The following is a 15,598-nucleotide window of genomic DNA, read 5'->3' as shown; positions in this document are numbered from 1 at the left end:
CTCACAGGACTGAATTAAAAGGTTATTATGAAGCAATCTGCTTAGATTGTTTTATTTGTTTCGTTTCCGGTAGTAGTAGATTTAATAGTACACCTACAATTGCTGCTAGTGCCATTCCTTCTACTTGGAACGATTCTCCTACATGAAGTACCGCTCCACCAATACCGATTACTAGTATTACTGATGCAATCATTAAGTTTCGTTTGTCACTTAGGTCTGTTTTATCATCTACCATCATGCGTAATCCGCTTGATGCGATTACACCGAATAGTAAGATTGATACTCCGCCCATAACCGGTGTTGGTATGGAGTGAATCAGGGCGGAAATCTTACCGATAAAACCAAACATGATTGCGAATACTGCTGATCCTATGAATAAGTATACGCTGTAAGCTCTCGTAATTGCTAGCACACCGATGTTTTCACCATACGTTGTATTCGGTGGTCCACCTATTAGTGATGCAATCAATGTCGCTATTCCATCACCGAAGATTGAGCGATGTAAACCTGGTTTTTCAATTAAATCTCTTTTAATAACATTTCCAAGTACAATTTGATGTCCAATATGTTCTGAAATTGTTACTAGTGCAACTGGTACCATCAAGAGTACAATCTTCCACGAAAACTCCGGAGTATATGTTACAAATGGTACTGTGAAATCTGGTACAACAAACCATTTTGCCTCAGCTACCGGCTTTAAGTTTACTAGCCCTTGGAAGTAAGCGAAGATATATCCGCCGATAATGCCCAGTAACACTGGTATGATACTGAAAAACCCTCTTCCGAATATAGAGCAGATAATTGTAATTGCTAATGTTACTAATGCTACTGAAAAGTGTGTAAAGCTATATTTGCCATCCGCACCGTTCATCGCCATGTTAACTGCTGTATGTGCTAAAGCTAGACCGATTACCATTACGACTGGACCAACTACGATTGGCGGAAGTAATTTCATAATCCACTCTGATCCTGACTTCTTAATTCCGAGTGAGATTAAGATGTACACAAGCCCTGCAAACAAACCACCGAGCATTGCTGCTCCAGGTCCACCTGCTGTTTTCGCTGTTATAATCGGTGCGATAAAGGCGAATGATGATCCTAGATAGGCAGGTACTTGACCTTTCGTTATAAGAAGAAACGCTAGCGTTCCTAATCCACTTGATATTAATGCTACTGACGGATTCAATCCTGTTAAAAACGGAACAAGCACTGTTGATCCAAACATCGCGAACAAATGTTGTATACTTAAAAATAACCATTTTCCCGGTTTCGGTACTTCATTAACGTCTAACACTGGCTTTTGTTCCATTGTTACATCCTCCTTCAGTTTAAATCTTTGCAATAAAAAAACTCTTTGTGCCTGTGCACAAAGAGTCCTACACTTTCGTATGCCAAATTTGACATATGAAAGCCAAGACCCTTTGGCAGCCTCACAGGACTACATTTAAAAGGGCTTTACTTATCGTATATGCTTACTCGATCTTGTTGATCTGTCTCTTGCAAATCAACTTCGATACGCTCTTCACTTGATGTTGGAATGTTCTTTCCTACATAATCAGCGCGAATTGGTAGTTCACGATGACCTCTATCAACAAGAACCGCCAGTTGGATTTGTGATGGTCTACCTAAATCCATAAGAGCATCCATTGCTGCTCGAACTGTTCTTCCTGTATATAATACATCATCCACCAGGATAACTTTTTTCTTCGTAATATCTACAGGGATATCAGAACCTTTTACAAGTGGTTCTTCATTTTTCGATTGTAGTGTTAGATCATCACGATATAACGTAATATCTAGCTCTCCAACTTCCATTTCTTTTCCTTCAATTTGACCAATTCGTTCTGCCAAACGTTGTGCAATAAAAATTCCACGAGTTTTAATTCCGACAAGAACACAATTATCGACACCTTTATTTCGTTCCACGATTTCATGACTAATTCGTGTTAAAGCGCGGCGAATCATTTGGTCATCTAAAACGACAGCTTTCTCTTGCATGCTCTACACCTCCAAGCTTTTTTCTTGCGTGAGAGTAATGGTATAAAAAAAGTCCTCTCAGCGTGTGCGAGAGGACTTTTGAAAAAGGGTACAGCATACCCTATGTATTTCAAACCGTTACCTTCTCAACCTCACGGGGCTGTGTTAAAGGATCATTATTTAACTGTTGTCAGTATCTCAATTTTCTTATGATTTGTCAATACTATTTCCGTAAAATATTTAATGCGTCTTCAAACACTTCTGGAATCGGTGCCTCAAACTGAATATATTCACCAGTACGAGGATGGTCAAACCCTAAAATACCTGCGTGAAGTGCTTGTCCATTCATGTCTAATGTTTTCTTCGGACCATACTTCGGATCTCCTGCAAGTGGATAGCCAATATATTTCATATGAACACGAATTTGGTGCGTACGTCCCGTTTCTAAGCGACATTCTACAAGTGTAAAATCTTTAAAGCGTTCTAACACCTGGAAGTGCGTAACAGCATTCTTACCATTTTCATCAACTGTCATGCTTTGACGTTCTTTCTTATCGCGACCAATTGGCGCATCGATCGTTCCTTTATCATGCGGAATCACACCGTGTACAATCGCTTTGTAACGTCTTGTTACTGTTTTTGCTACAAGTTGATTTACAAGTGACTCATGCGCCACATCATTTTTAGCAACCATTAATAGTCCAGATGTATCTTTATCAATACGATGCACAATACCAGGACGCATTACACCGTTAATACCTGACAGGTCTGTACAATGGTGCATAAGTCCGTTTACAAGCGTACCGCTTGTATGCCCTGGAGCTGGATGTACAACCATACCACGTGGCTTATTTACAACGAGTACATCTGCATCTTCATAATAAATTTCTAAGCCCATATCTTCTGCTTGGATATCTAACTCTTCTGGATCAGGAATCGTTACTGTAATTTCATCGTTTTCTTTAACTTTATAATTCACTTTTACCGATTTTCCATTAACTGTAACGACATCATCTTTAATCCATTGTTGTACTTGTGAACGTGACCATTCACTGTTTATTTCTGCAACGAATTTATCAATTCGCTCACTTTTTTGTTCTTCTGCAACTGTTACTTGTACTACTTCACTCATTCAATTACTCCTTCGTTTTCTTGCCTTCTAATAATGTTTGAATAATAATTAATACAACACCAATACATAATGCTGAATCAGCTATATTGAATACTGGATAGTTGTACGAGAAAATATACACGTGAATGAAATCCACTACTTCTTGTCTAAATACACGATCAATGAAATTACCAATTGCTCCGCCTAATATTAGACCTAATGAAATCCCTAGAAGTTTGTCTGTTTTCGCATATTTTTGCATATAAATTACGATAAATACTACAAAAACGACTGTAATAATGTAGAAAAACCACATTTTATTTTCTAAAATCCCCCAGGCAGCTCCTCTATTTCGATGTGATGTTATGTATAATACATTATCGATAATCGGAATGCTCGTACCCAATTCCATGTTCTTTACAATTAGCCATTTCGATATTTGATCAATGGCAATGACAAATAACGCTATTACATAATATATCATTTTCATTTCCCCCACAAAGACAGTGTACCTCAAAATTTTAGCATAGCTGCAACCTTTTCACAATGAACCTTTATAGAAGAATAAAATAAATTAAAAAAAGGTAATATAATATCGTTGTGCGCATTCATACATTTACTTTTTCATAGAAAAATTCATGAATGGTACGGGCAGTCGGCATCGTCTTCATTTGTTTTACCGAAATTGCTCTCCCCGTTTCTTCACAAATACCATACATATCTATTTCCATTTTAAATAATGCACGTTCTACATCTTTTAAGTCCTCTTTTATATCATGTAATAGGAGTTTTTTCTTTATCTCTTCCTTAATTTCATATCCAAGCTCTTCGCTAAACTCTGTATCATATTTGTGCATGACCTCTTTAGCTAGCCTCTCTTGTAACTCTTTTCGCATCAATTGCAATTCTTCTTTGATTTCCATATACATTTCATTCACGTGTACATTCCTCCCAGCTGCAATGTACGATTAGTGTGTCCGAAATTTCTATGCTTACCTCAAACACATTTTTCCTTCATAGGAAAGAGAGCGAAAGTTATTTTAATATATCATCAATAAAAAAACTGACTGTACTTACGCACAGTCAGTTTTTTATTATTTCACATAGTTTTCTTTAACAACTGTTGCACAACGCTCACATAATGTTTCATGTTCAGCGTCTTTACCAATTGTTTCTGAAACTACCCAACAACGTTCACATGTTTCACCAGTTGCTTGAGCAACAACAACCGCTGTATGCTCATACTTCGGCGCATCTGCTGGCGCTTCTTCCATCATACCACCAAGTTTATACTCAGAAACGATGAATAATTGCTTTAAGTCTTCGCTAATAGACTCTAACATAGTTTTCATTTCTACAGTCGGATATAGCGTAATACTTGCATTTAATGACTTACCGATTACTTTCTCATTACGAGCTACTTCTAACGCTTTTAATACGTCATCACGCAGCGTCATAAATGCATCCCATTTTGTTTTTAATGCTTCCGCACCATCTAATTGTACAGCTTCTGGCATATTAGTTAATTGTACACTTTCTTCTGTTACACCCGGAATATATGGCCATACTTCATCAGCTGTATGCGGTAAGATTGGTGTTACAAGTTTCGTCAATGCAACAAGAACATCATATAATACAGTTTGAATTGCACGACGATCTTCATGGTTTGCACCTTCAATGTATAAAATGTCTTTTGCAAAGTCTAAGTAGAATGAACTTAAATCAATTGTACAGAAGTTATGAATTGCATGATACACAGCAGCGAAGTCGTATGTTTCATATGCTTCTTTTACTTTTGTAATTAAGTCATTTAATTTCACTAACATGTAACGATCTACTTCACGAAGTTCAGCTACAGCTACTGTATTTTCACTTGGCTTAAAGTCATCTAAGTTTCCTAATAAGAAACGGAATGTGTTACGGATTTTACGATACACTTCTGCTACTTGTTTTAAAATATCATCTGAAATACGTACATCAGATTGATAGTCAACAGAAGATACCCATAAGCGTAAAATATCTCCACCTAATTGATCCATAATTTTCTTCGGTACGACGATGTTTCCAATCGACTTACTCATTTTACGTCCTTCACCATCTAATACGAAACCATGGCTTAGTACGCCTTTATATGGAGCTTTACCTGTTACAGCAACTGCTGTTGATAATGAAGAGTTAAACCAACCACGATACTGGTCTGATCCTTCTAAATATAAATCAGCTGGACGTTGTAAGTCTTCGCGCTCTTCTAATACCGCTTGGTGAGAAGAACCTGAATCGAACCATACATCCATGATGTCTGTTTCTTTACGGAATTCACCATTTGGGCTACCTGTATGTGTAAATCCTTCTGGTAATAGATCTTTCGCTTCACGCTCGAACCATACGTTAGAACCGTGCTCACGGAATAAATCTGCTACATGGTTAATTGTTTCATCTGTAATAATTGGATCACCATTCTCTGCATAGAATACAGGGATTGGCACACCCCATGCACGCTGACGAGAAATACACCAGTCACCACGGTCACGAACCATATTATGAAGACGAGTTTCTCCCCATGCTGGTACCCATTTTGTTTCCGCAACAGCTTCTAATAATTCTTTACGGAACGCTTCAATAGATGCAAACCACTGTGCTGTCGCACGGAAAATAATTGGTTTTTTCGTTCTCCAATCATGTGGGTATGAATGCGTAATGAATGTTAGTTTCAGTAACGCGCCTACTTCTTCTAATTTTTCTGTAATTGGCTTGTTAGCTTTATCATAGAATAGGCCTTCAAATCCAGGTGCTTCATTTGTTAATACACCTTTATCATCAACTGGGCAAAGTACTTCTAATCCATACTTCTTACCAACAACGAAGTCATCTTCCCCATGTCCTGGTGCTGTATGAACACAACCTGTACCTGCATCTGTTGTTACGTGATCTCCTAGCATAACTAATGAATCACGATCGTAGAATGGATGTTTTGCAACTGTGTACTCAAGTTCGCTACCTTTTACCGTTTTCACAACTTCAGCATTTTCCCACTCTAACGTTTTTGCAACTGTCTCAAATAGTTCAGAAGCAATAATATATTTTTCATCATTTACTTTTACAATAGCGTATTCAAGTTCTGGATGAACAGAAATACCTAAGTTTGCAGGTAACGTCCAAGGTGTTGTTGTCCAGATAATGAATTTCTCATCACCTTCTAATACGTTCTTTCCGTCTTTTACAGGGAATGCTACGTAAATAGATGCTGATTTTTTATCTTGGTATTCAATTTCAGCTTCTGCTAAAGCTGATTCACTCGTTGGAGACCAGTAAACTGGTTTTTGCCCTTTATAGATATAACCTTTTTTCGCCATATCACCGAACACTTTAATTTGTTGCGCTTCATAAGCTGGCTCTAAAGTAATATATGGGTTATCCCAATCAGCACGTACACCTAAACGCTTAAATTGTTCACGTTGACGTTCTACTTGTTCATATGCATACTCTGCACATAACTTACGGAACTCAGCAACTGTCATTTCTTTACGCTTTACACCTTTATTTGTTAAAGCTTGCTCAATTGGTAAACCGTGTGTATCCCAACCTGGTACATATGGTGCGCAGTAACCAGTCATGGATTTATAACGAACAATAAAGTCTTTTAACACTTTATTTAATGCATGTCCCATATGAATGTCACCATTCGCATATGGAGGTCCATCATGCAGTACAAATAAAGGACGACCTTTCGTATGTTCTTGTACCTTTTCATAAATATTCATTTCAGCCCACTGTTCTTGCATTGCAGGCTCACGTTTTGGTAAATTCCCACGCATTGGGAACTCTGTTTTTGGCATTAGTAATGTATTTTTGTACTCCATGCTCAATTCCTCCTTACATGTATAAAAGAAACACTTAAAAAACGGAATAAAAAAGAGACCTTCTCATCCCAAAAAGGGACGAGAAAGTCTCCCGCGGTACCACCCTAGTAGATCCTATACGTATGTATACAATCCTCTTTATATTCTTAACGCGAATATACGCCTACGCTTACTCTATTTGTTCAGCGCGGAACTCCAGGGTGATATTCCCATTATCTCCTTATCCTGAGCTTACACCATCCTCAGTTCGCTATATAAGGTATGAAAAAGGTACTTATCCCTATCTTCGTTTTTCTTAATAAATATGTTGTTTAAAATTATATGTAATAATGAGAAAAACGTCAAGCTTACACTGTTTCTTCTTTTTTCAACAGTTCATCTACTTCGTCTTCTAACTCAATTAGTTTATCCCAATCATCGTTGTTTAACATTTCAAGCTGTGTTTCTAATAACATACGGAAACGAGTGCGGAATACTTTCGCTTGTTTCTTTAGCTCTTCAATATCAAAAGCAACTTTTCTTGATTTTACTAACGCTTCGTTAATAATACGGTCTGCATTCTTTTCAGCTTCACGTACGATTAATTTTGCTTCTTTTTGCGCATTACGTTTTACTTCTTCCGCTGCTTCTTGTGCAACGATGATAGATTTGTTTAACGTATCTTCAATATTAGAGAAATGATCTAACTTCCCTTCTAATTGCGCAACTTTTTCTTCTAAAGCTTTTTTCTCACGAATGACTAATTCATAATCTTTGATAATTTGATCAAGAAACTCATTTACTTGATCTTCATCATAGCCACGGAATCCGCGACCAAATTCTTTGTTATGAATATCTAATGGTGTTAACGGCACAACGCCACCTCCAAGTAGTTATCTAAATTTCCTCTTTCAATTATATCTTTTCTTCGACAAAATAGGAGAATTTCCTTCTAAAAAACCAATCATTTTAGTATACCATACAAAATTCTCCATTTGTCGCGCTTTGTTCTACCTTCTACAGAAAACAATTTACTTCGTCCATATCCTCTCACTGAAAAAACATCTCCTGGATAACATTCATAAGAAGTTTGCTCCACTGTTTTCCAATTAACTTTTACTAAACCATTTTTTATGAAAGGTTGTACTTTTTGTCTGGATATATGTAACATTTCAGCTAACATAACATCTAAACGAAGTGAAGAAACCGTTCCAGATTTCTCTCCCCACGTTTCTTGCATCTGTATAATTTTTTCTCCTTGCACTGATGATAAGGAGACTTTCACTTTCGCTATAGATTGTAAGTTCATCTCAATATAAGATACAACTTCTTTCGCGACTACAATTTGGGCACGATCTTCTTGAAGCAAAATATCACCACATTTTTCTCTCGTTAAACCAAGAGACATAAATGTACCTAATATTTGCCTATGTTCTAGCGTATAAAACTTGGAAGGGTAGTCAATTTCCAATACTTCCACTTGAAATTCCTCTTCATTCATTACTAGATAGTCCGGATAAATGAGTGCTCTCTTACGCTCTGCATAAGGCGTTGCACCATCAAACTGTACAGCAACATCCCCTTGTCCTATTACCATAGTGACAATTTGTTGTTGTCTTGGATCAAGGAAGTCTGTTAACTTCACTTGATGGTACTCCGCTGCTCGCTTCCACTCTAACACCTTATCCACAAAGACCTCTTCATCGGGTCTGAAATGTTCATAGATGCTCATTTATTTAACCTCTTACTATAAGAAATAGTTGAATATACTTATTAAACCATTCGTAGCAAGCTTTAACGTGAAAATCGCAACGAGTGGAGAGATATCAATCATACCAAGCGGCGGAATAAATCTGCGAAATGGGTCTAAATACGGTTCACAAATACGCGCAAGAATATCTCCGAAGGTTGATTCCTTTGCACCTGGGAACCATGATAGGAGAATGTAAATAATAAGTGCCCACGAGTAAATCTCGATAGCATAAACTAAAAGCCTTAAAACTGTTTCCATGGCGTATTACCACCTCTTTATATTTGTGTCTTCTTCTTCACCGAATAACTCTGAAATTGCACCAACAATATCTACATTTTCAGGTGTACACATAAATGTTTTCGGTCCTATTTTTTGAATATCCCCGCCTATAGCGTATACAGTACCACTTAAAAAGTCAACGATACGTACAGCTTGATCAGTAGACATTCGTTGTAAATTAATCACAACAGCTCGTCTACCTTTTAAATGGTCCGAAATCCCTTGCGCTTCCGAATATGTGCGTGGTTCTAATAAAACAACTTTTGAAGATTGCTTTGCCGTTTCAATGCTCACAACATTTTGTTTCGGTTGCGCTTTTGGAAACGTAACATCTTGTTGTTCTGGCGGATCTTGCTGCTTCTTCATGTCTGTTTGCTCCTTTTCATAACTATATTGAGCTGCTTCTTTTTCTTCCGGTGTATCAAAAAAGAAGTATTTTACTTTTGACCAACTCATAATAAGATTCTCCTTCCTTTTACGCTTTTCCTACTAAAATCGTCCCCAAACGAATATATGTAGCACCTTCTTCAATTGCAATCGTGTAATCATTAGACATTCCCATTGATAATTCTTTACATGGCGCATGTAATAATTCTAACTCCTGCACCTCTGTTTGTAGCATACGTAACTCCTTAAAACAGCGTCTGATTTCGTCCTCTTCTTCTGTAAACGGAGCCATTGTCATTAGTCCAACCACTTCAATCTTATCCAATTCTTGCAAACTTTGAATGAAAGAAACGGTTTCTTCTATTGCCAATCCTTGCTTTGATTCTTCAGATGATGTTTTCACTTGAATAAAACATTTCACTTTCTTATCAGCACGTTTTTGAATTTCTTTTGCAAGTGAAAGTCGATCTAACGAATGTAAATAATCAATTTCATTAATGATTTCTTTTACTTTTCTCGTTTGTAATGATCCAATAAAATGCCAATTCACTTTTGAACCGAAATGTTCGTACTTCTGTAAGAAACTTTCATTTCTATTTTCACCTAAATCGCTAATTCCAGCTTCAATTACTTCGTTTGTCTTTTCAATTCCTACCGTTTTTGTAACTGCAACGAGTTTAATATCTTGCAAAGAACGTCCCGCTCGTGCGCAAGATTGTTTAATTTCTTCGTTTACAGTTGTTAATTTTTTTTGTACTGTCACTTGCTTTCTTCCTCCTTAAAACCTATGAAACTCAACATTCTCCCTGTCTTACCTTGATCACGACGATGAGAGAAAAATAGTTGTTCTTCACAGCTTGTACAAAGAGATGACATTACAATATTCTCTTCTTTTATGCCTACTTGTACACATAATATACGATTAATTTCTTTTAAATTAATTGCGTACTGCCCATCGGAAATTTTTTTATAAGGGACAGAACCGTTTACTACTTGCTCTGCTGCTGTTAACACTCTATCATCAACAACGTAACAACAAGACCCAATTGCTGGTCCAATTGCAACATGAATTTCATCGCTTGAAATCCCTTCTGCATTCCATTTTTGAATCATTTCCTTTGCAATCTCTTTTACAGTCCCTTTCCATCCAGCATGCGCAAGTCCTATCATACCATGTGATGGCGCATAAAAATAGAGTGGAACACAATCCGCGTAACATGATGTTAGAAGAACATCATTATTAGTCGTATAAATGCCATCTGTTTTTGAAATGCCGTCTTCATATGAATAGACGCCACTTCCTTTTTCCTGTTGTCCTACTTTTTCAACATGATGATCATGAACTTGTTCAGAGCAAATCCAGTTTTCTAATGGTTTTTGTAACTTATTTGCTAAAATGCGTCTGTTTTCATGAACGTTCTCCACGATATCATTCACATGTAATCCTAAATTCATCGCATGAAAGGAGCCCGTACTTACCCCACCATCTTTTGTCGTAAATCCAGCAGTAATGTTTCCAAGTTCTTTCCACGCTTGTAAATATAGTATACCGTCCACATATTTAAATGGTTCTCTCATAACAAAGCGGCTCCTTTTAATTAAAATAACATAAAAAAGCATGGTACTTCCTGTCTATTTTACCATACTTTTATTTTTTCATAATGCCAACAGAAAAAAAAGAGGAATTTGTAATATTCTTTATGAAATTGTCGGTGTTTGTATTGACTCTGTTACAGAATTAACAGGATTTACTCTAACAAGTATGACATCTTCCCCAATTTTCATAATTTCCTCCCAAGGAATTACAATTTCTACATCCTTCCCAAAGATCCCCAACATACGTGCCTGTTTGGAAATAATAATAGACCCGATCTTCCCTGTGTTCATATCAATTTCAATATCTCCAATATTCCCAAGCCTTTTTCCATCTGAAACATTTATTATCTCTTTCATCTGCAACTCCGAAATTCTTATCATTTTCATTCTCTCCCTTATATATGACGAATTGAAAAAACACTGTTTCTCAAATTAACAGGAAGCACCCTCTACTAATCCCATATTATTTTCATTATATGAACACAGCTTCCCTACTATGAGCGAGGACAAACTATATTACATATAAAAAGGTTTCACCATAAATGGTGAAACCTTATCCTTGGATCGTTTTATTCATTTGTTTAATAGCTGATTTCTCTAAACGTGACACTTGTGCTTGAGAAATCCCAATTTCTTCTGCAACTTCCATTTGTGTCTTTCCTTGAAAGAAACGTTTTCGAATAATCATTTTCTCACGATCATTTAAACGCTTCATCCCTTCTTTCAGTGCTAACTCTTCAACCCACTGCTCGTCCTTTTGTTTTTCATCACTTAACTGATCCATTACAAAGATAGGATCTCCCCCATCGTTATAAATCGGTTCAAATAATGAAACTGGATCTTGAATCGCATCTAATGCAAAAACAATTTCTTCATGAGTCACTTCAAGCACTTTTGCAATATCCATTGCTGTTGGTTCTTTTGAATTTTCTGCAATCAATTTCTCTCTTACTTGTAACGCTTTATACGCAATATCTCGTAATGATCGAGATACACGAATCGGATTATTATCACGCAAATATCTGCGTATTTCCCCAATAATCATCGGCACAGCATACGTTGAAAATTTTACATTTTGGCCTAAATCAAAGTTATCAATGGATTTCATAAGTCCGATGCAACCAACTTGAAATAAATCGTCAACATATTCTCCTCTGTTATTAAATCTTTGGATGACGCTCAGTACAAGACGTAAGTTTCCATTCACTAATTTCTCTCTTGCGCTTATCTCTCCACTTTGCATTTCACGAAATAATTTACGCATTTCATCATTTTTTAGTACGGGAAGTTTAGCTGTATCAACACCGCAAATTTCTACTTTGTTTCTCGTCAAAGTGTTCCCTCCTATCGGGAGTTGCTGTACAGTGTAAAGTATTTCCTTTGAAGGGGATTTTATGCATGCGGTTTTCTCTTCATTTTTCATTTTCGTTGTCTCTTCTCATACAACGAAAGAGAATAAGACCAGCCTAGATAACGGCTGGTCTTATTCTTTACACCATTTTATTAAATTCTTTTCGTAATCTTTTTATAATTCTTTTTTCTAAACGCGAAATGTATGACTGTGAAATCCCAAGCATATCCGCCACATCTTTTTGCGTCTTTTCTTCTTCTCCAGCAAGCCCAAACCGAAGTTCCATAATTTGTTTTTCACGATCATTTAATTGATGCAATGCTTTCATTAGAAGATGACGATCTACAGTAGCTTCTAAATCTTTTGTAATAATATCATCATCTGTACCTAATACATCTGATAACAAAAGTTCATTCCCATCCCAATCAATGTTAAGCGGTTCGTCAAAAGAAACTTCTGAACGATTTTTATTATTCCGGCGCAAATGCATTAAAATTTCATTTTCTATACACCGTGAGGCATATGTTGCTAATTTTATTTTCTTTTCCGGATTAAATGTATTCACTGCTTTAATAAGGCCGATTGTTCCTATACTAATCAAATCTTCAATATTTATCCCTGTATTTTCAAACTTTCTTGCTATATATACAACTAACCGTAAGTTGCGTTCAATCAGTAACGATCTTGCTGCCTGATCTCCTTTTGGCAATTTATTCAAAAGAACTTCCTCTTCTTCTTTCGTCAACGGTGGTGGCAGCGCTTCACTTCCACCGATGTAATAAATTTCATCGGTCTTAATTCCTAATTTCAGCAATACTTTATACCAAAGGTATACTAAATAAAATTTTAATTTCATCATATTATCCCGCCTCCCATTATTAAGCAATGACCATTTTTTGCGAAATTAACATTTTCGGATGCACAATACATTGATACTCTCCATTGGTTGACAACTGTTGTGTATTTAATCCAATCAATACTTTGCTGACTACAATAGAACTACCTTCATGATAAATTTGCACACTGTCTGGCTTAATTGCCCATAAAAATTGATTCTCTACTCCTACTGCTCTGAAAGGAATTAAGCGTAATTTTGTCGCCCATCCAGAATCATTTTCTGGTATTTGAGGAATCTCTGTTTTGGAATAAATTTGTTCTGTTAACCAAGCTGGCAAGCAATGCTCTAATGATGAAATATGCATAATCATAACGGGTGTTTTTGTTAACGGGTCGTAAAGTTGGTTCCCACTATCAATTAAACCTGCGAGTTCTAGTTCCTCTTCAGCTAATTGAATTTTCAATTTCACAATTTGATCATAGTGTATTTTTGTAACCTCTACGCTTTCAATACGCTTTTTAGAAAAATAATAAATTACTGGAAAACCAAAAACAACAAACAACCAGCTAATTGGATCACCGTAAGAAATTGATTGAGATTGAACCAACCCATTTACCATTTCATTCGTTTGCAAAAAGAAATGAGTCCCAATTAACCCTCCGCCAACCATAAAGGTTACAAAGTAAAAAGTAAAAACAGTTTGTGCATAGTTTCTAAACGTTGTAAACCCAAATGCTGTATACACAATAAGTAACGAATACAGTAGTTTCATAATTGGATGTGTCATCATAGAAGCAAAAGGAGTAAAGGCAAAAATAACAATGGTTGAACCTATAAATGCCCCTAACACAAGCCTCCATCTTTTGATCTTCTTTTTTAACACGGTAGCTGTTAATAAAAGTAAAAGAAAATCAATGCAGGCGTTTAACAACCAAACAACGTCGGCGTAAACAACCAAACAATTCACCTCTTTTTTTAAGTTGAGACTAGTATAATGCATATCCAATAGGAAAGTGTGTCAATTTGCGGAGGTGTTTTTTTGTTATTTTGTGCTTTCTAGACAGAATCTGTCGGTAAAAAATAAAAGTATATGTTTCATAGAATAGAATACTATACTTTTTTACTTACATATAAAGTGAAACTTTAATTAGCCCTCACCAATCAGGCTTTTACGGGCAGCCAAGCACATAGCTGGATAAATCGAAATATATAAAATAAAAAAAGACCTGCTTAGCAGATCTTTTCCCTGTATAAAACAAAAAAGGAGCATGAAAGCTCCTTTTCTTTTATCGTCTACGACGGTTACGTAAAAATGCTGGAATATCGATATCATCTGAATCTGAATGACGCTCATGAACAACCGGCTCTTCACGCTTCATTTCACGTTTTACTTCACGTTGTTTTGAAGGTTGAGCTACTGGCTGTTGCTGTTGTTGCGTGTGATTCGCAGTCGGACGGATAATTGGTTTTGGTGGCTGCGTCGAAGCACTATCATCAAAACCAGTTGCAATTACAGTTACAACGATATCATCTTTTAATCCTTCATTAATAACAGAACCGAAGATCATATTTACTTCTGGATCTGAAGCTGAAGCTACAATGTCTGCCGCTTCTTGTACTTCATATAAGCTTAAGTTAGCTCCACCCGTAATGTTCATGATAACACCTTGAGCTCCATCAATAGATGTTTCTAATAATGGACTAGAAATCGCTTTTTTCGCAGCTTCAGCAGCACGGTTTTCTCCATTACCAGAACCAATACCCATTAAAGCAGAACCTCTATTAGACATAATTGTCTTTACGTCTGCGAAGTCTAAGTTAATTAAACCTGGTGTTGCAATTAAATCAGAAATACCTTGAACACCTTGACGTAATACGTTATCTGCTTCACGGAACGCTTCTAACATCGGCGTATTTTTATCAACAATCTCTAATAAGCGATCGTTTGGAATTACAATAAGTGTATCTACATTTTCTTTAAATGCCGCAATACCAGATGCTGCTTGTGTTGCACGCTTACGTCCTTCAAATGTAAATGGACGTGTCACAACACCAACTGTTAATGCACCTAATTCTTTTGCAACTTGAGCAACAACTGGAGCTGCACCAGTTCCAGTTCCGCCGCCCATACCAGCAGTTACGAAGACCATATCCGCACCACGAAGTGCTTCTTGGATCTGTTCTTTACTTTCTTCTGCAGCTTTTTTCCCTACTTCAGGGTTTGCACCTGCACCAAGTCCACGTGTTAATTTTCCACCAATTTGCATTTTTGTTTCAGCTTTTGATAGATTTAATGCTTGTGCATCAGTATTCACAGCGATAAAGTCTACACCTTGTACACCGTGTTCAATCATACGGTTTACAGCATTGTTTCCGCCACCGCCGACACCGATAACTTTTATATTCGCTAATTGATCTTGAGTAGTATCAAACTCTAACATGTCGAAATCCCCCTAGAACCTCATTT

The 15,598-nt window shown here is 36.7% G+C and carries 17 protein-coding genes and 1 other annotated feature; all 17 genes read right to left on the bottom strand.

Going from position 1 to position 15,598, the window contains the following annotated elements; all coding sequences use genetic code 11:
- Positions 1–25: 25 nt before the first annotated feature.
- Positions 26–1,309, bottom strand: coding sequence for a uracil permease (gene uraA, locus MKO96_RS11425; protein ID WP_000435919.1), 1,284 nt, complete (start codon positions 1,307–1,309; stop codon positions 26–28).
- A 146-nt stretch (positions 1,310–1,455) separates the two neighbouring features.
- On the bottom strand, positions 1,456–1,998 hold the full coding sequence (pyrR, locus tag MKO96_RS11420) for a bifunctional pyrimidine operon transcriptional regulator/uracil phosphoribosyltransferase (protein WP_001156490.1): 543 nt from the start codon (positions 1,996–1,998) through the stop codon (positions 1,456–1,458).
- A gap of 202 nt (positions 1,999–2,200) precedes the next feature.
- The gene (locus MKO96_RS11415) at positions 2,201–3,109 is read right to left on the bottom strand and encodes an RluA family pseudouridine synthase (RefSeq protein ID WP_000005846.1); all 909 of its coding nucleotides are present in this window, start codon (positions 3,107–3,109) and stop codon (positions 2,201–2,203) included.
- Between the two features lie 4 nt (positions 3,110–3,113).
- Positions 3,114–3,572 carry a lipoprotein signal peptidase LspA gene (gene lspA, locus MKO96_RS11410; RefSeq protein ID WP_000642186.1) on the bottom strand — a complete coding sequence of 153 codons (459 nt, stop codon included), beginning with the start codon at positions 3,570–3,572 and terminating at the stop codon, positions 3,114–3,116.
- Between the two features lie 124 nt (positions 3,573–3,696).
- Complete coding sequence (locus tag MKO96_RS11405; RefSeq protein WP_001004658.1) at positions 3,697–4,026, bottom strand: TraR/DksA C4-type zinc finger protein; 330 nt, start codon at positions 4,024–4,026, stop codon at positions 3,697–3,699.
- A gap of 156 nt (positions 4,027–4,182) precedes the next feature.
- Positions 4,183–6,948 carry an isoleucine--tRNA ligase gene (ileS2, locus tag MKO96_RS11400; RefSeq protein ID WP_000455964.1) on the bottom strand — a complete coding sequence of 922 codons (2,766 nt, stop codon included), beginning with the start codon at positions 6,946–6,948 and terminating at the stop codon, positions 4,183–4,185.
- Between the two features lie 71 nt (positions 6,949–7,019).
- Positions 7,020–7,244 (bottom strand) — a binding site (T-box leader).
- 51 nt (positions 7,245–7,295) lie between these two features.
- On the bottom strand, positions 7,296–7,802 hold the full coding sequence (divIVA, locus tag MKO96_RS11395; protein WP_001131609.1) for a septum site-determining protein DivIVA: 507 nt from the start codon (positions 7,800–7,802) through the stop codon (positions 7,296–7,298).
- A gap of 89 nt (positions 7,803–7,891) precedes the next feature.
- Positions 7,892–8,659 (bottom strand): YlmH family RNA-binding protein, encoded by a 768-nt coding sequence (locus MKO96_RS11390; protein WP_087981690.1) that lies wholly within the window; start codon positions 8,657–8,659, stop codon positions 7,892–7,894.
- Between the two features lie 15 nt (positions 8,660–8,674).
- Positions 8,675–8,938 (bottom strand): YggT family protein, encoded by a 264-nt coding sequence (locus MKO96_RS11385; RefSeq protein WP_087981691.1) that lies wholly within the window; start codon positions 8,936–8,938, stop codon positions 8,675–8,677.
- A gap of 6 nt (positions 8,939–8,944) precedes the next feature.
- Positions 8,945–9,415, bottom strand: coding sequence for a cell division protein SepF (locus MKO96_RS11380; protein WP_064474974.1), 471 nt, complete (start codon positions 9,413–9,415; stop codon positions 8,945–8,947).
- Positions 9,416–9,434: 19 nt separating this feature from the next.
- Positions 9,435–10,109, bottom strand: coding sequence for a YggS family pyridoxal phosphate-dependent enzyme (locus MKO96_RS11375; RefSeq protein WP_240587502.1), 675 nt, complete (start codon positions 10,107–10,109; stop codon positions 9,435–9,437).
- Positions 10,106–10,924 carry a peptidoglycan editing factor PgeF gene (gene pgeF / locus MKO96_RS11370; protein WP_087981693.1) on the bottom strand — a complete coding sequence of 273 codons (819 nt, stop codon included), beginning with the start codon at positions 10,922–10,924 and terminating at the stop codon, positions 10,106–10,108. Before pgeF ends, MKO96_RS11375 begins: the two co-directional genes overlap by 4 nt.
- A gap of 120 nt (positions 10,925–11,044) precedes the next feature.
- Positions 11,045–11,323, bottom strand: coding sequence for a YlmC/YmxH family sporulation protein (locus MKO96_RS11365; protein WP_000619414.1), 279 nt, complete (start codon positions 11,321–11,323; stop codon positions 11,045–11,047).
- Between the two features lie 172 nt (positions 11,324–11,495).
- A complete protein-coding gene (sigG, locus tag MKO96_RS11360; protein ID WP_000197753.1) occupies positions 11,496–12,275 on the bottom strand; it encodes an RNA polymerase sporulation sigma factor SigG in 780 nt (259 codons plus the stop codon).
- A 157-nt stretch (positions 12,276–12,432) separates the two neighbouring features.
- Positions 12,433–13,152 carry an RNA polymerase sporulation sigma factor SigE gene (gene sigE, locus MKO96_RS11355; RefSeq protein WP_000976947.1) on the bottom strand — a complete coding sequence of 240 codons (720 nt, stop codon included), beginning with the start codon at positions 13,150–13,152 and terminating at the stop codon, positions 12,433–12,435.
- Positions 13,153–13,171: 19 nt separating this feature from the next.
- Positions 13,172–14,089, bottom strand: a complete 918-nt coding sequence (spoIIGA, locus tag MKO96_RS11350) for a sigma-E processing peptidase SpoIIGA (RefSeq protein ID WP_000261976.1) — start codon at positions 14,087–14,089, stop codon at positions 13,172–13,174.
- Positions 14,090–14,417: 328 nt separating this feature from the next.
- On the bottom strand, positions 14,418–15,572 hold the full coding sequence (ftsZ, locus tag MKO96_RS11345; protein WP_087981694.1) for a cell division protein FtsZ: 1,155 nt from the start codon (positions 15,570–15,572) through the stop codon (positions 14,418–14,420).
- Between the last annotated feature and the right edge of the window lie 26 nt (positions 15,573–15,598).

It is taken from the genome of Bacillus sp. ES1-5, assembly GCF_022487605.1.
Classification (GTDB): Bacteria; Bacillota; Bacilli; order Bacillales; family Bacillaceae_G; genus Bacillus_A; species Bacillus_A wiedmannii.
The sequence above is the reverse complement of the archived record's forward strand: the minus strand, read 5'-3'. Positions and strand labels throughout refer to the sequence as shown.